Origin of the sequence: Paenibacillus sp. Mc5Re-14, from assembly GCF_001049835.1 — a bacterium.
Lineage (GTDB): Bacteria > Bacillota > Bacilli > Paenibacillales > Paenibacillaceae > Paenibacillus > Paenibacillus polymyxa_C.
Window position 1 is genome coordinate 545288 of sequence record NZ_CVPD01000001.1, and the last position, 19499, is coordinate 564786.

Consider the following 19499-nt stretch of genomic DNA (forward strand, 5'->3'; position numbering starts at 1 on the left):
AAGTGCGCATAATAACGTATATTAAAGCTGCTTACCAGTTTTTATCGATAAATTCATCACGACCGGATTGGGCTCTATCTTCCTTATAATGCTTCACATTCTTCTTGTGATAATCCTGATGATAATCCTCTGCCGGATAAAAAAATGCAGCCGGAAGAATCTCCGTTACAATTGGCTTATCAAAGCGTCCGCTTTGTGCCAACTGTTCCTTGGATTGTTGTGCAAGCTCTCGTTGCTGCTCCGTATGATAAAAAATTGCAGGCTTATATTGTGTGCCTCGGTCCTGAAACTGACCTTCTCCGTCGGTAGGATCTGTTTGCGGCCAATACAATTCAAGTAGCTTTTCATAAGGAAACAGCTCAGGATCAAACGTAATCTGCACCACCTCATAGTGCCCGGTTGTTCCTGTTTTAACCTGTTCGTAGGTCGGATCGGAAATCGTCCCTCCAGTATAGCCTGAGACAATACTATGAATGCCCGGCTGCTTCTCGAACGGAGTCACCATACACCAGAAGCATCCGCCTGCAAAAGTTGCTTTCTCCATCTTTCATCCAACCTTTCATTAGCTTCATCAACAAATGCGTTATCTTCTATCATATCTTAAAAATTAAACTTATAAAAGAATTGCTTCTGAACTTGAATAAAGTTCAAGCCCTCGTATTGGAATCATTGCTGGAAGTCTGCAATAATTCCGAAACATAAGAAAAGGTTTATAAAATTGCTACAAGAGCAATTCTATAAACCTTTTCTAAATGGATGCGGTCGAGAGGACTCGAACCTCCACGGGGGGTTAGCCCACACGGACCTGAACCGTGCGCGTCTGCCAATTCCGCCACGACCGCATATATATTTGTCGTCTATCTCGAAAGAATCAATCTTTCTTAGCGACAAGATAGATCATACCATGCTCAAATAAAGTTGTCAAATCTTTTATTTTTCTTTATTTCTTCTTGATAAAAAAGGAATAATACGATAATATAAGAACATAAGTTCTCAGGAACAAAAGTTCCTTTACTTCCATGACTATGAATTATCATCACATTTCCCTAAGGCGGTGAATGGTAATGATCTCTTCAGATACTACTCAGCATTCATGCTCTCTTGTGAAAAGTTATCTGCTCCTTACCTTTATTCAAAAAGTATTTGAGCGTGACAGCCTAATTCTTGAAGAAAGCGGCGTGCTGAAAACCCCTGATCTTTATGTCGAAATGGTTAACGCAGGAATAGATCGTACCGGAATCCTGCTATCTGAAATTAAACATGAATTTAAGAAGTATCACGTTCGTGTTCTAGACATACAACAAAACCACTCCGGCGTTCACGCCACCTATATATATAAAGGCGTCAAAGAGCAGTTCAGTATGCCTATGTCCGCATTCCGCAAAGAAATGTATGAACGAATGCGAGCTTATTTGGGGCTCCCTACCTCTATGCCTTATACGGCGTCTCTACCTTTGCCAGAGAAATATCGCCCCGAATTACCCAATAACTCAACCCCCAAACCCCTACGCGTTGTTGGGCAAAGTTGGATTGCATCCTCTTCTGCCTATAAGCATAAATCCCCTCGCCCTGCTGCTTTTGCTGCAAGCAAAAGAGCATAATCCCCGCACTACATGCAAAAAGAAGCTTCCGCAGGCACTAACTGTGCTCGGAAGCTTCTTTCCATAAACATCATTATCATTTGTTCAGATCAATCTATTTCCCCTATTTCGAGTATGAGTTATCTGTATGGATGATTCGTTTTAATGTAGCGCCTTCTGTACACGTGTAACCCCTTGACTTAGAGCATGTCCTCCACCAACTGCAGCAGCTACTGCAACGGCTTCCATAATCTCCTGATCACTGGCTCCTTTGGAACGCGCCTCATTCACATGATAAAACGTGCACACCTCATTGTTGGCAAATAAGCCAATTCCTAGCGCAATCAGTTGCTTGGTTTTTTCATCTAAACTGCCGGCTTGAAAGCATTCTCCGGTAAAGCGATGATAGGCATGAACTACCTCGGGCAACTTATCTTCCAAATGGCTGATTTGATCCTTGTATGCATGTACTTTTTCGTCCATAACCGTCATTAACACAGCACGCCCTCTCTGTTGAGTTTTGCTTCATTACTGTGTCCGGTTTAGAGTTTCTGTATGCCTAATGAAGCACCCAGTTTTTTTATCCAATCCCCATTAGAACTCGTTTCTTAATCCAGTTCTATCGGATTGTGACGCGGCTCGCTGAACGGCTGGTATGTATAGCTGCGATCCAACTTGACCACACGTCGATTCTGGCGGCGAATAAGCACCTGTTCATCATCCCATGCCAGTACAATACCAACCACATCATTGGACTCCAATCCATCGCGTACGACGCGTACCTTTTCACCAGAAAGTCGATAAGCATCCAATTCTTCGTCCATTATCATCCATGTCCCCTCCTTGTCCATTTTTTCAACACAACGGCCATAATTTTATATACATGAAAAAAGTTTAAAAAGAGACCTAAACGAATCATTTAGGTCTCTTCCGCTTACTACTTATATGGATTGCCAACAGAGCAACAAATTATCCCGACTGATTTACACTGTGATCATGTTCTTTTGTATCGTTCTTCTCGTACCAGAAGTCCAGCACTTGTGCAGACAACACTCGCTGTTCTACATACTCCACTTGGTGAGCAGTAAATTCTTCTTTCCAAGAGAAAGACAATTCTTCGCATAGGTTAACCAATGTCAACAACTCAGACCAGGCCACATAGCGTTTATACCAAAAAAACTGAGGATGTTCAATCATATAGGGATACAAATCGTCGAATTCCGTATGCTTACAATCCAAGGCGCGTTCAAAATGCACTTTAGCCGCTGCCAGTTTTTCCAGAAAAAACTGTTCGGTCAATTGTTCATTCCCCATGTTGCTGCCTCCTCTCCCAAACCTTATATATATTATAAGCGAAATTGATGCTCATGCAAAGGTTATTATTAGAAATAAGGATCCGGAGTTTCGAATTGTTACTATTCAGCAAACTCTATCTTACCGTCAGCCAACGACGAAATTTTAACCAATGATTCTACACGGATGCCCTGCTCACGGATGGTTCTCGCTCCAGCCTGAAACATTTTTTCAACCGCAACTCCGAATCCAATCAACTCCGCTCCAGAGCGTTGAATAATTTTAACCATGCCTCGAGCCGCATCGCCATTAGCGATAATATCATCAATGAACAACACACGATCATGCTCATGAATAAATTGACGAGACAGCATAATATCTGTGACAATACCTTTTGTAAACGAAGGTACACGCTCACACAGCGCATCCGGATCAGCTAATAAAGTCTTTTTACGACGAGCAAATACCAACGGTACACCCAACTCCAACGCTGTCGCAAACCCGATGGCAATGCCTGAGGATTCCACGGTCACTACTCTGGTGATTTTGTCTTCCCGAAAACGGGCTGCGAACTCTCGTCCCATTTCCATTGTCAGCTCTGGATCAACCTGATGATTAAGCAATCCATCCAGCTTTAGCACCTGATCTGACGCAATCACGCCTTCATTTAAAATTCGTTTCTTTAATACTTCCATTCCATGACCTCCCACGGCATTCCTATGCGGTAAAAGTACCATACTTCACCCGCCGCTTTCAAGCTATAGCCTGCTTTCCATGCGTTCATGTGATATTTTTTTTACGTTTGTTCCAGAACCATGCGATGATTCCTCCCAAAACGATTAAAAGAATAACGATCAAACCTACCTGGTGCGTCACCTTCTCCATCAGCTTAGCCACCTGTTCCCAGTGCATGCCCACCGCATGTCCGATCCCCAAAAATGTACCGCACCACAGCAAAGCTCCTGCCGATGCATAGCCGATATAGCGAAAAACACCTAGACGGGTTGTGCCTGCCAGATAGGATGATACGTGTCTCAAGCCGGGGACAAAATACCCGAACAAAATTCCCCAGGTACCATAGCGCCCGAACCAATTTTCGGAAGAGGCAATCCTGGAGGGCGTAAGCCTCACCCATTTACCGTATCGGTGCAATAGTGGCTTGCCCAGCAGGCGACCCAATGTGTAGCTAAGCATCATGCCTGTCATACTACCGAAAAATGTGACTGCCAGCGCGGCAATAAAGTTGTAGTGTCCTTGAGACACGAGCCCGCCAAAGGCGATCATTAGCACTTCGTCGGGTATCGGCATACCAGCTACTCCAAGGGCAAGCAAGCCGAACATCGCCAAATATCCGTATTCCAGTATCCATGCAAGGATTTGACCCATAAATTACGCTCCCGTCAAGCTATTCATTAAATTCAGTATAATTATTTTCAGTCTCATCCAGTCATGTCCCATTTCAGTTGAACATAGTTTGTATTATATGCTCGCTGCAGCGTTATTCAAGCAAGCAAGGGGGGACTGGGAATGAAACGTAATATTCATGTTTTTCAGATTGCTTTTACATACATTGGTACAATCGTCGGTGCCGGGTTCGCTACCGGACAAGAAATATTGCAATTTTTTACGCAATATGGACGTTGGGCTACAATCACCATTATGCTGTCCACACTTGTATTTGTATGGTTGGGTACGAAAATGATGCTGATTGCTCATGATATTTCAGCCCGCTCCTACGAGGATCTGAACAAGCACCTTTTTGGTGCCAATGCCGGAAAATGGATCAGCATATTCACACTTATTGTGCTGATTGGCGTGAACAGCGTTATGCTCGCAGGAGCTGGCTCTGTTTTTGTGGAGCACCTTCACCTGCACTACCAAACAGGACTGCTCATTACACTAATTGGAACTTACTTGCTGCTGAATAAAGGTATTAAAGCGATTTTGCATATGAACACCATTGTTGTCCCGCTGATGATCACCATATCTCTTTTGCTCGTTCACAGCACCCTTTCCATGCCCAATCCACAAAGCTTTATCACAAATACAACAGACCACAGTGCGCTACGAACATGGATCTCTCCACTCCTGTACACGTCCTTCAATCTGGCTATGGCTCAGGCCGTGCTTGTCCCTCTAGGCAGTCAAACTTTCTCCCGCAAAACCATCCGCTGGGGCGGTGTATTGGGCGGAATTGGTGTTGGCTTTATGCTGATGGCTGCACATTTTGTCATGTCAGCGCAAATGCCAGGCATTCAGCAATTTGAAATCCCTATGGGAAGCATCGCTTACCGTCTAGGCGCCCTTGTTGAAATCATATACATTCTACTCATTTTCATGGAGATCTTCAGTACCTTTGTAGCCGACATTTATGGAGTCAGTCTACAAATTCGTCAGCATGTCCAAATTTCGCCCAAGCTCATTACATTATTCATTATGCTCACCTGTTTTTTAATCAGTCAGTTCGGCTTCAGCTCACTGTTATCTGTTCTTTATCCTATTTTCGGAATGCTCAGTCTAATGTGGGTTAGTAAACTGATCTTAGCAGGACGCGGAAGACCTTTCCGCTCCTCACGTCCTCGTTCCAGCTTTCGGCATTCTGATTCCAAACCAGGTGATACCCGTCATGGTTAGTGTGGAAATTTCAAATACATTTTCTTCAGCTCGTTAACAGCACGACTTAAAGAATAGCTTGATTTAGCCTTGTCGCAGGCAGATCTAGCCAGTTCATAACGATAGGCAGGGTCAGCAATGACCTTTTCTAATGCGTCTGCCAGTGCCTTCGGATTATCGGGTGGCACGAGCAGACCATTTACCCCATCCTCAATCTGCTCCGGTATTCCCCCTACTTCTGTACCTACCAATGCCAGACAGCTCAACGCCGCTTCTGCAAATACGGAGCCAAAGGCCTCCGCCCGCGAAGGCAATACGAATACATCAAAGAAAGGCATAAACTCTTCAGGATGAAGAGTATATCCATAAAAAATCGTCTCATGGTATATATCCAGCTGTCGCGCCATCTCTTCCAGCTCAGGTCGAATCGGACCATCTCCAATGATATGGAGTACAAATTCCTGATTTCTTTTTTTCAGCTCAGCGCAAGCCTGTAATAGAATATCAAGCCCTTTGGCGGGAACAAGTCGGCAAACGGTTATGAGCTGTGTCACTTCATTTTCGTGAGGAATGGGCTTAAATCGTTTCTCATCATATCCATTTGGAATAACCACAACATCTTGCGGATGCTGTACATAGGGTGTTAAGTAATGCTGAAAAGATTGCGATACTGCTATCAGGCGATCCGCCTTATACTCCATTTCTCGGTACAGTGACACTAAGAATTGGTGTTCAGGCCCGTTCTCCTCTATTTTCCCGTTTAGAATTAACTCCTTCTCATAGGAAGAGTGAATCGTCTGTACGAGCGGGATATCTGGAAATACGTTTTTCATAGCGAGCCCGGCAATCGGATGATGAGCATGAATAAGGTCAAAGGGCTTCTGAATACGAAGCCGAGTCCACCACAAATAATCACGGTACGTCTGAATATATTTTTGAACAATTGGATATTGCTCATATCTCGTCCAGTCGAAGGTATCAAAGATTACTTCGTCCCTACCCTTGTTACGAATCCGTTTAGGGATTGAAAATAGCTCCATTTCCCAACGGGGGGACGTAAATCGCTCTTGCAAATATGGAATCATGGATGAAACGCCTCCCGGTTGCTCGGGTGGGAAAAAGAGAGCCTGTAGCAATTTCATGAGTGCTTCCCCTTTCAAGCATTAAACTGCCCGGAACACAGGATATATGTATAGGTTTCCGGATTTTCTGAAAGATGATATATTGAGAATAAATGTTAGGCACAAAAGAAAATTATAACATTTTAACCGCAATAAATCCTGTCTATTGTATCGGAACGATATCGTCTGTTCAATAGATAGATTAATTTTACAAATGGAGTCGGTGATGTTGACGTTGTTGTCCTTATTGGGAACCTTGGGCTCCCCATCTCTGGCCGGGGCTATAAGTGCAGCCTGCGGTTTGTATATTATACTCATGATGGCGCTAATGTGCGTGATCATATATAGCAGACAACGAAAAAAAGCCTATATCCTTTTTTCGGTTGCCGCTATTTTTATTATGACATATCAAGCGATGAATCTCTATTCGGCAGGCGGCGGCCAAATGCAACTGCAGGGAATCGTGTGGAAAAATGCGCTGGAGGCGTTTGCCTTCTTGCTCATCAATGCCGCTGTATTTCAGCTGTACCGAAAACTAAAGCGTGTGGAAAAATGGGCCTTGCTGTTGCTGGCTGCGTTATTAATACTGCCGGTAATGGCTTGGACTTTAGGTTTGTTGCCCACTTGGATCAGCTCAGTGAAATTGGTTGGATTCACTCTGTTTTATCGAGTGTTGGTGCTTATATTAAGCCTTCTGTTCATCACCCCACGGATCGGACAGCCAAAGAAATTTATAGCAGGCTTATTCACTTATTCGCTCTGGCTTGGTTTTCTCTGGTTGCAAAATGACATCCCTGAAGAAGCAAACGGGTCAAGCACAGTCCTGTGGATGTCATTTTTACCATTGTTGTACTACACTACGTTATTCATCATTCTGTTTGAACGGATTGTGGAGCTACTCCAAAGGATTTATCGTTCTTCCATCACCGATGGCCTCACAGGGCTGTATAACCGTAAATATTTTTCGGGAAGATTACGGAGATATATGGACCAGGGAATCCGCGTGTCGGTCATTTTTTGCGATATTGACAATTTCAAAAAGCTGAATGATACGCAGGGCCATGCTCGTGCGGATGAGGTTCTCAAGCAGGTCGCACAAATTATGGAGGAGGAACTGGATGAAATCGGGCTGACCGGACGATACGGTGGCGAGGAACTGGTCGCAATGGTTGTGGATCGGCGGGCCAAGGTGGCGCAGGTCGCAGAACGAATACGCGAACGTGTCGCTGAGGAAAGCATCGTCACTATCAGTGTCGGACACAGTACAGCAAAGAAGGAAATAAACCCGGATGAACTCGTCAAACAGGCCGATCAAGCCATGTACATATCCAAAACGACAGGCAAAAACAAGGTTACAGCTTATAAGGCAGCGGAAGTGAAGCAAAGTCGGGCAGCACGCGCACAATAATTCGCAAATTCGATTCGTTATAAAAGACTGCCTATGAATACTGCTCTGTCTGGTTGTCTATATCATAAAATGACGCACAGGAATCTCATACGAGCCTGTGCGTCATTTGTATTTAATCTCTTCATTAAACTTCTGAAGTTGCGGATGCTATATCACGGCCGATCGAGGCCAGTTCTTCGCTAGTCAGCTCTCGATAGCTGCCCAGTGGAAGCTGATCATCCAGCTTCAATGGCCCCATGGCTGTTCTTTTCAAGTAGGTCACCTTTTTACCAACCGCCTCGAACATGCGCTTCACTTGGTGAAACTTACCCTCATGGATTACGAGCGAAATATAGGAAGTGACTTCTCCATCTGCCTGATGCGGCTGTTCATGCCAAAGAATCGTCAACTGCGCGGGTAGGGTGACATACCCATCGTCCAGTTCCACTCCTGCTGTAAATTGAAGAATATCCTCCTCCGTGACATGCCCCGACACCGTAGCTTCATACGTTTTGGGGACATGACGCCGTGGAGACAGTAGTTCGTGCGCCAGCTTGCCGTCGTTGGTCAACAGCAATAAGCCTTCTGTATCTTTATCTAGCCTCCCTACTGGAAAAGGCTCAAAATGTCGTTCCTCCGCACTCAGCAAATCCAGCACCGTCCGTTCCCTCGTATCTTCAGTTGCGGATATGACACCTGGAGGCTTGTGCAGCATGATGTAAATAAACTCCCGAAATACAACCAGTTCTCCGTTCACTTCAATTTGGTCTTGGTATGGATGAACCTGTAAGCCGCTATCTTTGATGGTCCGTCCGTTTACCGTGATCATACCTTGCTTTACCTGTTTCTTGATATCACTACGGGAACCATATCCCATATGGGTTAAAATTTTGTCCAAACGCTGAGTTTGTCTTCCTTTTCCACTCATACCGATGTCCACCTCCAGCCTGTAGGATATTCATTTTTAAGCATGCCGTCCTGCCATTTGCCCCACCCGGCCGAATAACCATCAATACACACGAGAGTAAAGCCTTTGGGTTGGACTTCATTTCGAAGCTCCATTCTCTCAACAGGGATGGACAAGGTTTCACCTTTTAAATACCGGATGGCTTCAGCATCCGAGCTGGAGAGGTTGATGCTCCTAACCGCCTCAGAAGGGCGCAAAGCCACCGCCAGCGGATGTGAAGGTACAAAACGACCATTCTTATCGGTTCCCATAAACCAGCCCGGACGTACCACCTTAAGGCCGTCCAAACGATGTGATGCCAGCGGCGATTGATAAATGCGATCTCCGTAGACCACCGTGTAGCCTGCAAATGAAACCTCCAGCTGCTCCTGAATAAATTGGCGATAGGACTCCAGCACATCATGCGGGGAGCGTGCAGCAGATTTCACATTTTCTTTGTCCATACGTGACTTGCTGCCATCAAAGCCGCGCGTGTTCTTTCCTTTGGCTGACTTTCCGCCCATTCCTTTTCCGGTTCGTTTAAGCTCATCAGTCGTGCGCCTTCCTTGGCCACTTGGGAGTAGCGCTTCCTTGACGGGCAAATGTTGCTTCTTCTGCGGATACGCTGCTTCTATGTTTAATACTCTGTCATTCTTGTTCGAAAACGGAGCCATATCCCCCGATACAGTGTGATCTGCTGTCGAGGCCACACGAGCACCACCCTGATGCTGCAATACAGCGATAAAATGGCCCTCCCCCACTACAAGATGCGGCCAGAGGCGTGCTGCACCCCGCAGTTCCGGATATGCCGATGCAATTTCTTCATTCACCCATTCCGGGTGGCCTGGTGCAAAACCTGCTTCTGAAGGAACAGGGACTACGTTAAAATCGGGATGAGCCTCCAGAAATTCCGCAATCATTCCTTCATTCTCTTCCGGGGCAAAGGTGCAGGTCGAATAGACAATTCTCCCCCCATCGCTCAGCATTGAGGCCGCTACACGCAAAATGTCCCGTTGCATGACCACACATTTTTCCACCGAGTGTGTCTCCCATTGTTTGGCCATATCCTCATCCTTACGGAACATGCCTTCTCCCGAACAAGGTGCGTCAATTAAAATCTTGTTAAAAAAATGAGGAAAAGCATCTGCGATACGATCAGGGCTCTCATTCAATACCACGGCATTGCGCACACCGTACAATTCCACATTTTTAGCCAACGCCTTGGTTCGATCGGCGCTAATATCATTGGTCACCAGTATGCCGCTTCCTTGCAGTTTGGCTGCGATTTGGGTTGATTTCCCTCCCGGTGCAGCGCACAAGTCCAAAACAGCTTCACCCTGAGCTACATCGAGCAGTTCAACTGGAGACATGGCACTCGGTTCCTGTACATAGTACAACCCAGCATGATAGTAGGGGTGAAGTCCAGGCTTAGTACCGTGCGGAATGTAAAAACCTGTGGCGCACCACGGAATCGGCCGAAGTTCGAACGGAGAACGTTCCTTAAAGTCCTCTACTGGAATTTTTAATGTATTGACACGAATCCCCGCATGGGGCGTGTGGTCATAGGCAGCCATAAAAGCCTCAAATTCATCGCCGAGCAGTTGCTCCATGCGCTTTACAAATGCTGTGGGGAGCTGTACACCCATAATCGTAATCATCCTGTCCTGTTAAAATAAATTTTATTGTACCATAATCAACCTGTTAGCCGGCAATATCTGTGTGATTTACAAACTTTCACTACAAGCTGTAATGTTGTATAATAATGAGATTCATAGTTACATATTTTAGATTTTGATAGGAGAGATTCCATTGAACGCACAAAAATCCAACAAAAAAAAGCTTATACCTGTCATTGGCTTTTTTGTTGTGCTTATCATTTTGCTTGGAGTGCTGCTCGCTTTAAACTCAGGCACTAAAAACAAGCTGTACGGCGTTTCCACAGCCTCGTTAAGTCCTACTACCCAGGAACTGCTAAACGATCCGAACTATCAGCAAATTATTAAGCCAGAAGATCTACAAAGTAAAATTGACAAAAAGGAAAGCTTTTTCGTCTATCATTTCGCGTCTGACTGTGTTCACTGCCGTGCCACCACTCCTAAGCTCATGCCTTTGAGCAAGCAGGAGAACATTACGATGCACGAATTTAACCTGCGTGAGTATGAGGCTGGCTGGGACAAGTACAAGATTGAGTATACACCTACGCTTGTTTATTACGAAAAAGGCGTGGAAAAGGAACGTATGGTAGGTGGATTGAAGGAAAGTCCTTCAGACAACGGATACACACTCGACGATTTCAAAGCCTTCTTTGAGAAATATAAAAAGAACGTGACCTCTTAGACAAATGTCCTCACACCTGACAATGATAAAGCAGCCCGATCTCTATAAAACGGATCGGGCTGCTCGTTTATTATGCGCTACAACATCAAGGCGCATCCTTCGTTTCCACTGTAGCTGAGCGTAAGCTCCCAGCGGCCTGTCTTCGCCTAATCGAAGCTTCCAGCGCCTGCTGACGCTGCTCATGCTTTTCCCCACGCCGAGGACCTCTCTGCTGAGGGATGTTGACTGGAACGGACGATGATGCCTTCTCCACGGCCTGACGCAGTCCGGGCTCGACAATTTCAATCGTCAAATCCCGATAAACCGGCGGTTGACGTTGAAGCTCTTCCGAACCTTCCATAACAGCTTCAGCAAGCTGCCGAGCGCAAGCGCGCGCCTCATCTATCAGCTTCGCCATATTAATGCCCAGCGCGTGCGAAGCAGCATGCTCCAGCCTATGTACCGCACTGTCCAGCATCATGTATCCACCACGATAGTTACCATTGCGAAAATGATACAGTCCTACAGCAATTTGCAGTAAACCTTTATATACAGGGTCTCGGTCCAGCTTAAGCCACAGCTCTTCCAGTACCTCATGACATTCAAAGTAATCCCGATCCCGATTGAAGTATACCAAATAAGTTACGTACAACGGTTCATAGGAAGGGTTCACCATTTAAAACTCATCCCTGTCTTCTTCCTTAGTTGAAGCTTCCAGCATCTCCTTGACCTCATCATGCAGCTGCTTGATTCCTTCCATGTCGTGCCGCTCCCACAGTTCATTAAATCTGCGCTGCGCCTCAATCGTTTCACTAATTTTATGGTAGAAATAAAGACGGTGCATGCCTGTTAGGACTTTGGATACGATATTGGCTTCATCCTCGAACTTCTTCTGCGCTTCCAATATTTCAAGACGGATGGAAGACATTTCATTATCCAACACAAAGGCTGCCTCAGCCGCCTTTTTCAACCGGGCCCGCATATCATCCGGCAAGCTCTCACGATACTTATAGCTAAGAGAATGCTCTATGGTTGCCCAAAAATTCATAGCCAACGTACGGATTTGAATTTCGGCCAGCACAATTTTCAACCCCACTGCTGTCTGAACCGGGTACTCCACAATCATATGAAAGCTGCGATAGCCGCTATCTTTATAATTGGTGATATAGTCCTTTTCATACAATACCGTCAAATCCTTACGTCTTCGAATATATTCGGCTACCCGCCGAATATCCTCTACGAATTGACACATGATACGAATGCCGGCAATATCCTCGATCCCCGTCTCCAGCTGATCAGGTGAAACCTGCAATCTCTTCGCCTTATCGAGGATGCTGGATATTTTTTTTACCCGTCCAGTTACGAATTCGATAGGAGCGTATTCCTCGCGCTTTTTCAGCTCCGCACGCATTGTTTTGAACTTGACCTTAAGTTCCTCCACCGCCTGATCGTATGGCAGCAAAAATGTTCCCCAGTCTCTTCCGTCCATCCCCGTACCTCCTGTCTCTTCCGACAACACTTTTTTATCTATGAGCTGCACCAACAGCCTCAGTAATGTGTCTAAAGCCGTCCTTTCGAAGCAGCTCACGCAGACCGGCATGTATAGCCCGGTTTACTTCCGGCCCTTCGTAAATCAATGCTGTATAAATTTCAATCAGGCTAGCGCCTGCTTTAATTTTGTCATAGGCATCACGACTGGTAAAAATACCGCCTGATCCAATAATAGGCAGCTTCCCTTCCGTCTGGCGGTATACCCGTCCAATGACCTCTGTGGAACGGTCACGTAGCGGCTTACCACTCAATCCTCCGGTTTCACTTGCATTTCGATGCGTCAGACCCGTCCTGGATATCGTCGTGTTCGTCGCAATAATGCCATCCACTCCGCTGGCTGCAATCGCATCCGTCATATATTCCAATTCCTCGTCCGATACATCCGGTGCAATTTTGACCAGTACAGACTTGGCTTTACCATACTTTGTCGCCTGAACTCCCATCTCTGCCCGAACCGCTTCCAGTAACGACTTCAGTTCACTGCCATGCTGGAGTTTTCGTAAATCCGGGGTATTGGGCGAACTAATGTTTACTACAAAGAAGTCCGCATACGGATACAGTGCGGAAATACACTTTTCATAGTCCTTATGGGCATCCTCATTTGGCGTGACTTTATTTTTACCGATATTAACAGCAATCGGCACAGGTCGATGTTTAAGGGTAGCCAAACGCTGGGCCATGCTCTCAGCACCCAGATTGTTAAAGCCCATCCGATTGACTAATGCCTCATCGGGAGGCAGTCGAAACAACCGGGGCTGATCATTGCCGGGCTGTCCGACAGGTGTCACCGTGCCTACTTCCATAAAACCAAAACCGATGGAAGAAAAACCGACAACCGCTTCAGCATTTTTATCCAGTCCCGCAGCCAGTCCAATCGGGTTGGGAAAATGAATACCAAACAGATCAACGGCAAGATCTTCCGTTTCCTTGACTCCATACATCCCTCGCAACGTCGCTGCTCCACCGGGAAGTGAGCCCGCATGCTTTAAGCCGTCAATGACTACATGATGGGCCCTCTCTGGACTCATTTTGAAAAAAACAGGTTTCGCAATCCTTCGATACAACACGATTCATCCACTCCGTTCTATGCCCTTGCACAATCCTAAAAAAACATCTCTACAAAATAGTTTAGCTTTTTCCATACCAAAAAGAAAGTAATTTGCGAGGTCCAATATCAGAACAATTCAGTTGTCATGGAGATGTCATTGAAAATGTATAATCAAACCATTTACAATGGACATAGTAAGACAGGATCTTAGCCCGCAAGAAAAGAGGGATTGCTGATATGAAGACCAAGCGCAAACCGCCCAGTCTGCAAAAGAAAAAGGATGAGGTGAACAAGAAAGCGATTGTTTGGACCGCCGTCAGCTTTGTTCTACTCATCATTGTGATTGTTCTGGTCATTGTTTTAGCACAAGCAGGAACTCGTTAAACAACAAGTAGCAGTGGCATCAAAATGTTAATTTAGCCAGTGATAGGTTTTGTGGGGATTCGTCTGGTCGTGCTGCGGCTCACTCGTAAATCGGGAACCAGGTACAAGCACTTGATCAGGCAGTCCCCCGTTACCAATAACCACCTCCGTACCTGAAGGTACGAGTGCAAACAATTCCTCCACGTCTTCCTTCCCCATGCGGACACAACCCAGCGACTCATTTTTGCCGATACTGTCTGGTTCGTTCGTACCATGGATAGCATAATTTGTTGCAGACAGTTGCATACCACGACTGCCAAACTCACCGTTGGATTTGCCGTTCGGATTTACGACTTTATCGGTAATCACAAATTTCCCTTCCGGTGTTCTTTCTCCGCCCAAACCGATGGGATAATTGCGAATAAGTATATTGCCGCTCACCAATGCTAGCCTGTGTTTGGATTTGTCTACCACAATTCGTAGCGGTTGCCCCAGAAAAGGCCGTCCGTGCAATGACGATGCCAGCAGTAGACTGCTTTCAGCCGCTGAGCCAGCGTTCTGATCTCCTGCCTTCCCTGTTCCCTGTGCTGGAGAAGCAAGTAAATTGCGCATAGGTGTAAAAGCCTTCTTCATCCCGTCTGTCGTACCGTACATCGTGTTATTGGGAAAATCTCGGGTCAGTTCCTCAAGACTCTGGGGAAGACGTTGATGCTGCGAGCGATAAGCACGCATGGCGCTATTCAGCACAGCCAGCTCTTCCTGTCCGGCAGCCCATTTTAGACCTTTTATGCGGAGATTCTCACTGTCCGACGGCTTGCAAGCACATGCAGCGGCGTCGTAAGACTGAATAGCTAATCCGCCGTTTCCCTTGTTCTGTACACTAAGTAACGGCTTCATGCCTTCTCTCCAGATCAGCCATGCCCCACTCTGCTCCATGCCCAGCACTGTGGTCTTGGACGGCATTTGACTCGTCTTTGCCAACATATCCGTAAGCGCTGTTCCAGCCCCACTTCCTTGCCTGGCTTGAGCTGTAAACACATCACCAGCATAAGTCTCACCGTTTTGTGCCCTCTTCTTTGGATCTGCAGTAGCCACTTTCGCAACTTCGACATGATCAATCGCTGCATGCTCAGTTCCGGATGGAACGGATGCGCTCTCAGGTGAAGTGCTCGGTGAATTGGCTGAAGGGACCCAGATGAGCAGAAGTACCATTAAGGCAGTTAAAAGATGACGTGTTCGAGCGGTTCTCCGCTCCTTCTCCTTGGACATCTGAACCAGTTTATCCTGATATTCCATCCATACGTCTGCCGGAATCTGTTTATGCTCAAAGGCTTCGAACACTTCTCCTGCACGATTGAAGCAATAATTTGCTTTGCCCTCCTGACCGTTGCTTTCATACTCCTTACCGAGTAAATACCAGGCCATTTTATTATCAGGGTGCTTTTTGACATACGATTTAAGATGAGGCGAATGGTCCATCGGATCCTCCTGATCGTGTAATCTTGCATGCTTACTATTATGTATATCGGTCACAATGGGCCTGATGGACAGCACATAAAAAAAACAGCACCGTCAGCATGCTTTCACCGTTATACGGTGAAGGGTACTGTCGGTGCTATGCCTGTCCAAAAAACTTACACTTAACCTTCTTTATTGAACGGTTCGTCTGCAACTTTGATGGAATCTGTAGGGCAACCGTCACAAGCATCCTGCATATCATCAAACAGGTCTTCTGAGATCGCCTTGATGCCTTGGTTTGCATCCCCTTCAAAGATCACTTCAGCCAAACCTTCATCATCATAATCATAGATGTCTGGTGCTGTAGCGCCGCAGGCTCCGCAAGCAATGCATGTATCTTTTTCTACCCAAGTGTATTTAGCCATAACTTTTCTCTTCCTCCTATACAATCGAACAAACCAGCTTTTGCATTCTATTCACATATTAATACAAACCCAAAATTATTACAAATTATTTTCCTTTATCCTTCATGCAAAAAACGCTTATAACGTGTGTTACTGATACTGACCATCATTCTCCCCTAAGTTCACTCTGGAGTAGGTAGATTGTCTTTTTGCAGCGAAGTTCCGCGCAGCTTGGAATTACGAAGAAGTACTGAAGGATCATCTCCCAGCATCCCCGCAGTCAAAATTGCATTTTCACCAAACTTATCCCGCAGCGCATCCATCGTTTTCAGTAAACTTTCTTTTTTAGGCTGGTCTTGGTATTCAAATAGATCTAATTGAACTGCCGCTTCCTCCTTTGGAATGAGCTGTTGCAGCGTAATCCCCAACAAACGCACTGGCTTATCCTCTCCCCAATGGCGACGATACAATGCACAAGCTTCCTTATATATGTCTTCTGCACTTTCCGTAGGCGTACTCCTGACTTGAGAACGCGTAAAGGTCTTCATATCCGGGGTCCGAATCGTCAGTTGGATACCTCCTGCCAGCATCCCTTGTCGTCGAAGCCGCCGAGCTACCTGATCACTAATGTTAAGCAGTACCCTTTGGGCTTCTTCCAACTTTACTACATCCATAGGCAGAGTGGTTGTGTGACCGATGGATTTGTTCGGCTCCCGTTCAGTGCTGACTTGAGAATGGTTAATTCCGTTTGCCGCCAATTTTAACCAAGAACCAGTTACCCCAAATATGCTAACCAGCATGTGTTCATCTGCCTTAGCCAGTTGACCAATGGTGCGAATGTTCATTTGTAGAAGCTTATCTGCTGTTTTGCGGCCCACACCAAACAATTGCCCACATGGAAGGTTCCACAAAATGTTGGGTACATCACGCAAACGTAGAACAGATATCCCGCGTGGCTTTTTCAGATCAGAGGCCATTTTGGCTAGCAGTTTGTTGGGTGCTACCCCAATTGAGCAAGGCAAGCCTAGCTCTTCTTCTACTCTACGCTGAATCTCCTCGGCAATATCCAAAGGTGTTCCAAACTGCTTGGAACCGGAAATATCTAGATAACACTCATCAATTGAAGTTGCTTCCAGCATAGGCGTATACGAGTAAGCAATACTCATAAATGCTTTGGAATAACGACGGTATAAATGAAAATCAGGCTGTATTACGATGAGCTGCGGACAAATTCGTCGAGCCTGCTGAACAACCATCCCTGTTGAAATGCCCAATCGTCGTGCTTCATAAGAGCAAGTTACAATTACACCTTTGCGCAGCTCACTGCTGCCTGCCACTGCGGTAGGCAATCCTTTATATTTTTCCGGCTCCTCCGCTGCATGAACGGAACAATAAAATGCGTTCATATCCACATGCAGAATAACTCGTCCACCAACCGGATAATAAGCACTGACATCTTTCATGCTCAACCCTTCTTTTTAACTGTAAATTCACTTGTTAGCCCAAGAATATGTCCTTTGATTTTATACTTAAAGTACCCTTGCATACTATTTCTATTTTACATAAAAAATATAGGTTTTGCGTTCAAAAATGATAATTATATATTACATTTGAAGTCATTAGTTGTTATAATCGACTATCATACGAACACGACAAACTAACGCTTTCCTGTTTTTAAGCGTTAAACAATTAAATTAATTTGCTTAAAAAAGCAGAGCATTACCAATCTGAGCAATCCGCGAAGGAGGAGTCCCTCATGTCCACCGCTATTTCTATCTTTGACACAACGCTGCGAGATGGCACTCAAGGAGAAGGAATTAGCTTGTCTGCTGATGACAAATTGAAAATCGCCAAAAAACTCGATGATCTCGGTGTTCACTATATTGAAGGCGGGATTCCCGGGAGCAACAGCAAGGATATTGAATTTTTCAAACGGGTACAAGAACTAGGCCTTCAGGCAAAGATTGTCGCCTTCGGCAGCACGCGCCGCAAAGATAGCATCGCAGCGCAGGATGTCAATCTGCAACGGATTCTGGAATCCGGCGCTCAGGCCGCTACTCTGGTCGGTAAATCATGGGATTTTCATGTGCACACTGCTTTACAGACAACACTGGAGGAAAATCTGTCTATGATTTACGACTCCATCGCCTTTTTAAAGCAAGGGGGCATGGAAGTTATTTTTGATGCCGAGCATTTTTTTGACGGATATAAAAACAACCCCGAGTATGCACTCGCCGTTATGAAAAAAGCTGAGGAAGCAGGCGCGGATTGGCTCGTGATGTGTGATACCAACGGCGGTACCCTTCCGCATGAAATACATGAAATTGTCACTACACTGCAAAGCCAGCTAACGAAGTCACAGTTGGGCATTCATACACACAATGATTGCGAATTAGCAGTAGCCAACTCACTCAGTGCAATTCAAGCAGGCGCAAGACAGGTCCAAGGTACCATCAACGGCTACGGTGAACGGTGCGGTAATGCCAACCTATGCTCTGTCATTCCGAACTTGCAGCTTAAGCTGGGCTACGACTGTCTAGATCCCGAGAAGCTAAAACAACTCCACAATACAGCTCGCTTTGTGAGTGAAGTCGCCAACGTCAATCTGTCTGTCAACCAGCCTTATGTTGGCAATGCTGCTTTTGCCCATAAGGGGGGCATTCACGTGTCAGCTATTCTGCGCGACTCACGAACTTATGAGCACATCGCTCCTGAACTTGTGGGGAACAAGCAGCGGGTCTTGGTCTCCGAACTGGCCGGACAAAGCAACGTTGTATCCAAGGCGCAAGAACTGGGCATCACCCTTGATCCGTCCAGTGATGAGGCACGTGGCGTCATTAGTCGTATCAAGGAACTTGAGCATCAGGGCTATCAGTTTGAAGGCGCGGATGCTTCGCTGGAATTGCTTATTCGTGAAGCCGGCGGTGAAGTGAAGGAAATGTTCTCATTTGAATCCTTTAAGGTGCTGGTGGAAAAAACAGCGGGGCGATCGGTCGTCTCCGAGGCATTCTTAAAGCTGAATGTTGCAGGGACAAGTGTCTATACCGCAGCTGAAGGAAATGGTCCTGTCAACGCACTTGATAATGCACTCCGCAAGGCTCTTTCTCAGTATTTCCCAGCCTTGCGAGACATGCATTTGGCTGACTACAAGGTGCGTGTGCTCGACGAAAAAGACGCCACTGCCGCCAAGGTACGCGTGCTCATTGAGTCCAAAAACTACGAGGACGTCTGGAGTAACGTAGGCGTATCCGAAAATGTTATTGAAGCTAGCTGGGAAGCTCTCTTGGACAGCTTCCGTTACGCATTGCTGGAAGCGCCAACTCCAAAAAATGAACAAACAGAGCTTACTCATCACGGATTAGTTAACCACTAATCAACTACTACAATGAGACAATAAGGTGACATTGGAGGTCTATATC

Annotated in this window: 21 protein-coding genes and 1 tRNA gene; 6 read left to right on the forward strand and 16 right to left on the reverse strand. The window is 45.9% G+C overall.

Annotated elements, in window-relative coordinates:
- Positions 1-31 precede the first annotated feature (31 nt).
- Positions 32-544: a peptide-methionine (S)-S-oxide reductase MsrA gene (gene msrA / locus BN1546_RS02385; protein WP_090735678.1), complete on the reverse strand. Its 513-nt coding sequence runs from the start codon at positions 542-544 to the stop codon at positions 32-34.
- 213 nt (positions 545-757) lie between these two features.
- Positions 758-842: transfer RNA gene (locus tag BN1546_RS02390), tRNA-Leu, on the reverse strand.
- Between the two features lie 222 nt (positions 843-1064).
- Here BN1546_RS02390 and BN1546_RS02395 point away from each other — a divergent pair.
- A complete protein-coding gene (locus tag BN1546_RS02395) occupies positions 1065-1601 on the forward strand; it encodes a YhjD family protein (protein WP_090735681.1) in 537 nt (178 codons plus the stop codon).
- A 141-nt stretch (positions 1602-1742) separates the two neighbouring features.
- Here the strand turns inward: BN1546_RS02395 and BN1546_RS02400 are convergent, their stop codons facing one another.
- From BN1546_RS02400 to BN1546_RS02420, 5 genes are all read right to left on the reverse strand, one after another.
- Complete coding sequence (locus BN1546_RS02400; protein ID WP_013370522.1) at positions 1743-2072, reverse strand: carboxymuconolactone decarboxylase family protein; 330 nt, start codon at positions 2070-2072, stop codon at positions 1743-1745.
- A 116-nt stretch (positions 2073-2188) separates the two neighbouring features.
- Complete coding sequence (locus tag BN1546_RS02405; RefSeq protein ID WP_014599639.1) at positions 2189-2410, reverse strand: hypothetical protein; 222 nt, start codon at positions 2408-2410, stop codon at positions 2189-2191.
- 139 nt (positions 2411-2549) lie between these two features.
- Positions 2550-2894: a hypothetical protein gene (locus tag BN1546_RS02410; RefSeq protein WP_013370520.1), complete on the reverse strand. Its 345-nt coding sequence runs from the start codon at positions 2892-2894 to the stop codon at positions 2550-2552.
- 101 nt (positions 2895-2995) lie between these two features.
- A complete protein-coding gene (locus BN1546_RS02415; protein WP_040101648.1) occupies positions 2996-3568 on the reverse strand; it encodes a xanthine phosphoribosyltransferase in 573 nt (190 codons plus the stop codon).
- Positions 3569-3653: 85 nt separating this feature from the next.
- Positions 3654-4259 (reverse strand): DedA family protein, encoded by a 606-nt coding sequence (locus BN1546_RS02420; RefSeq protein ID WP_013370518.1) that lies wholly within the window; start codon positions 4257-4259, stop codon positions 3654-3656.
- A gap of 141 nt (positions 4260-4400) precedes the next feature.
- Between BN1546_RS02420 and BN1546_RS02425 the strand changes: the two genes are divergently transcribed.
- Positions 4401-5507 (forward strand): YkvI family membrane protein, encoded by a 1107-nt coding sequence (locus BN1546_RS02425; protein WP_013370517.1) that lies wholly within the window; start codon positions 4401-4403, stop codon positions 5505-5507.
- On the opposite strand, the gene BN1546_RS02430 is transcribed toward BN1546_RS02425, so the two are convergent.
- Positions 5504-6628 (reverse strand): glycosyltransferase family 4 protein, encoded by a 1125-nt coding sequence (locus BN1546_RS02430; protein ID WP_090735682.1) that lies wholly within the window; start codon positions 6626-6628, stop codon positions 5504-5506. The genes BN1546_RS02425 and BN1546_RS02430 overlap by 4 nt on opposite strands.
- A 205-nt stretch (positions 6629-6833) precedes the next feature.
- Here BN1546_RS02430 and BN1546_RS02435 point away from each other — a divergent pair, with 205 nt between their 5' ends.
- Positions 6834-8015 carry a GGDEF domain-containing protein gene (locus BN1546_RS02435; protein WP_090735685.1) on the forward strand — a complete coding sequence of 394 codons (1182 nt, stop codon included), beginning with the start codon at positions 6834-6836 and terminating at the stop codon, positions 8013-8015.
- Positions 8016-8139: 124 nt separating this feature from the next.
- On the opposite strand, the gene BN1546_RS02440 is transcribed toward BN1546_RS02435, so the two are convergent.
- Entirely contained in the window at positions 8140-8922 is a 783-nt protein-coding gene (locus tag BN1546_RS02440) for a pseudouridine synthase (protein ID WP_090735687.1), read from the reverse strand.
- Positions 8919-10586: an RsmB/NOP family class I SAM-dependent RNA methyltransferase gene (locus tag BN1546_RS02445; RefSeq protein ID WP_090735690.1), complete on the reverse strand. Its 1668-nt coding sequence runs from the start codon at positions 10584-10586 to the stop codon at positions 8919-8921. Before BN1546_RS02445 ends, BN1546_RS02440 begins: the two co-directional genes overlap by 4 nt.
- A 163-nt stretch (positions 10587-10749) precedes the next feature.
- Here BN1546_RS02445 and BN1546_RS02450 point away from each other — a divergent pair, with 163 nt between their 5' ends.
- Positions 10750-11277, forward strand: coding sequence for a thioredoxin family protein (locus BN1546_RS02450; protein WP_013370512.1), 528 nt, complete (start codon positions 10750-10752; stop codon positions 11275-11277).
- Positions 11278-11362: 85 nt separating this feature from the next.
- Here BN1546_RS02450 and BN1546_RS02455 read toward each other — a convergent pair whose 3' ends face one another.
- From BN1546_RS02455 to BN1546_RS02465, 3 genes are read right to left on the reverse strand one after another with little or no spacing between them, the layout of a single operon-like run.
- Entirely contained in the window at positions 11363-11932 is a 570-nt protein-coding gene (locus BN1546_RS02455; protein WP_090735692.1) for a DUF309 domain-containing protein, read from the reverse strand.
- Positions 11933-12745, reverse strand: coding sequence for a GTP diphosphokinase (locus BN1546_RS02460; protein WP_013370510.1), 813 nt, complete (start codon positions 12743-12745; stop codon positions 11933-11935).
- Positions 12746-12779: 34 nt separating this feature from the next.
- Positions 12780-13874 (reverse strand): quinone-dependent dihydroorotate dehydrogenase, encoded by a 1095-nt coding sequence (locus BN1546_RS02465; RefSeq protein WP_013370509.1) that lies wholly within the window; start codon positions 13872-13874, stop codon positions 12780-12782.
- A 218-nt stretch (positions 13875-14092) separates the two neighbouring features.
- Between BN1546_RS02465 and BN1546_RS27205 the strand changes: the two genes are divergently transcribed.
- Positions 14093-14239 carry a hypothetical protein gene (locus BN1546_RS27205; protein ID WP_013370508.1) on the forward strand — a complete coding sequence of 49 codons (147 nt, stop codon included), beginning with the start codon at positions 14093-14095 and terminating at the stop codon, positions 14237-14239.
- Positions 14240-14266: 27 nt separating this feature from the next.
- Here the strand turns inward: BN1546_RS27205 and BN1546_RS02470 are convergent, their stop codons facing one another.
- The 3 genes from BN1546_RS02470 to BN1546_RS02480 form a co-directional block, all read right to left on the reverse strand.
- Positions 14267-15697 carry a L,D-transpeptidase gene (locus BN1546_RS02470; protein WP_058711308.1) on the reverse strand — a complete coding sequence of 477 codons (1431 nt, stop codon included), beginning with the start codon at positions 15695-15697 and terminating at the stop codon, positions 14267-14269.
- A 161-nt stretch (positions 15698-15858) separates the two neighbouring features.
- Positions 15859-16101, reverse strand: a complete 243-nt coding sequence (locus BN1546_RS02475) for a ferredoxin (protein ID WP_013309730.1) — start codon at positions 16099-16101, stop codon at positions 15859-15861.
- A gap of 161 nt (positions 16102-16262) precedes the next feature.
- Entirely contained in the window at positions 16263-17543 is a 1281-nt protein-coding gene (locus tag BN1546_RS02480; protein ID WP_019686913.1) for a DNA polymerase IV, read from the reverse strand.
- 293 nt (positions 17544-17836) lie between these two features.
- Between BN1546_RS02480 and cimA the strand changes: the two genes are divergently transcribed.
- Positions 17837-19453 (forward strand): citramalate synthase, encoded by a 1617-nt coding sequence (gene cimA / locus BN1546_RS02485; RefSeq protein ID WP_090735695.1) that lies wholly within the window; start codon positions 17837-17839, stop codon positions 19451-19453.
- Positions 19454-19499: the final 46 nt, after the last annotated feature.

Coding starts and splice junctions, on each gene's coding strand:
- msrA (WP_090735678.1), bottom strand. CDS start 544: ATGGAGAAAGCAACTTTTGCAGGCGGATGCTTCTGGTGTATGGTGACT.
- BN1546_RS02395 (WP_090735681.1), top strand. CDS start 1,065: ATGATCTCTTCAGATACTACTCAGCATTCATGCTCTCTTGTGAAAAGT.
- BN1546_RS02400 (WP_013370522.1), bottom strand. CDS start 2,072: ATGACGGTTATGGACGAAAAAGTACATGCATACAAGGATCAAATCAGC.
- BN1546_RS02405 (WP_014599639.1), bottom strand. CDS start 2,410: ATGATAATGGACGAAGAATTGGATGCTTATCGACTTTCTGGTGAAAAG.
- BN1546_RS02410 (WP_013370520.1), bottom strand. CDS start 2,894: ATGGGGAATGAACAATTGACCGAACAGTTTTTTCTGGAAAAACTGGCA.
- BN1546_RS02415 (WP_040101648.1), bottom strand. CDS start 3,568: ATGGAAGTATTAAAGAAACGAATTTTAAATGAAGGCGTGATTGCGTCA.
- BN1546_RS02420 (WP_013370518.1), bottom strand. CDS start 4,259: ATGGGTCAAATCCTTGCATGGATACTGGAATACGGATATTTGGCGATG.
- BN1546_RS02425 (WP_013370517.1), top strand. CDS start 4,401: ATGAAACGTAATATTCATGTTTTTCAGATTGCTTTTACATACATTGGT.
- BN1546_RS02430 (WP_090735682.1), bottom strand. CDS start 6,628: ATGAAATTGCTACAGGCTCTCTTTTTCCCACCCGAGCAACCGGGAGGC.
- BN1546_RS02435 (WP_090735685.1), top strand. CDS start 6,834: ATGTTGACGTTGTTGTCCTTATTGGGAACCTTGGGCTCCCCATCTCTG.
- BN1546_RS02440 (WP_090735687.1), bottom strand. CDS start 8,922: ATGAGTGGAAAAGGAAGACAAACTCAGCGTTTGGACAAAATTTTAACC.
- BN1546_RS02445 (WP_090735690.1), bottom strand. CDS start 10,586: ATGGGTGTACAGCTCCCCACAGCATTTGTAAAGCGCATGGAGCAACTG.
- BN1546_RS02455 (WP_090735692.1), bottom strand. CDS start 11,932: ATGGTGAACCCTTCCTATGAACCGTTGTACGTAACTTATTTGGTATAC.
- BN1546_RS02460 (WP_013370510.1), bottom strand. CDS start 12,745: ATGGACGGAAGAGACTGGGGAACATTTTTGCTGCCATACGATCAGGCG.
- BN1546_RS27205 (WP_013370508.1), top strand. CDS start 14,093: ATGAAGACCAAGCGCAAACCGCCCAGTCTGCAAAAGAAAAAGGATGAG.
- BN1546_RS02470 (WP_058711308.1), bottom strand. CDS start 15,697: ATGGACCATTCGCCTCATCTTAAATCGTATGTCAAAAAGCACCCTGAT.
- BN1546_RS02475 (WP_013309730.1), bottom strand. CDS start 16,101: ATGGCTAAATACACTTGGGTAGAAAAAGATACATGCATTGCTTGCGGA.
- BN1546_RS02480 (WP_019686913.1), bottom strand. CDS start 17,543: ATGAAAGATGTCAGTGCTTATTATCCGGTTGGTGGACGAGTTATTCTG.
- cimA (WP_090735695.1), top strand. CDS start 17,837: ATGTCCACCGCTATTTCTATCTTTGACACAACGCTGCGAGATGGCACT.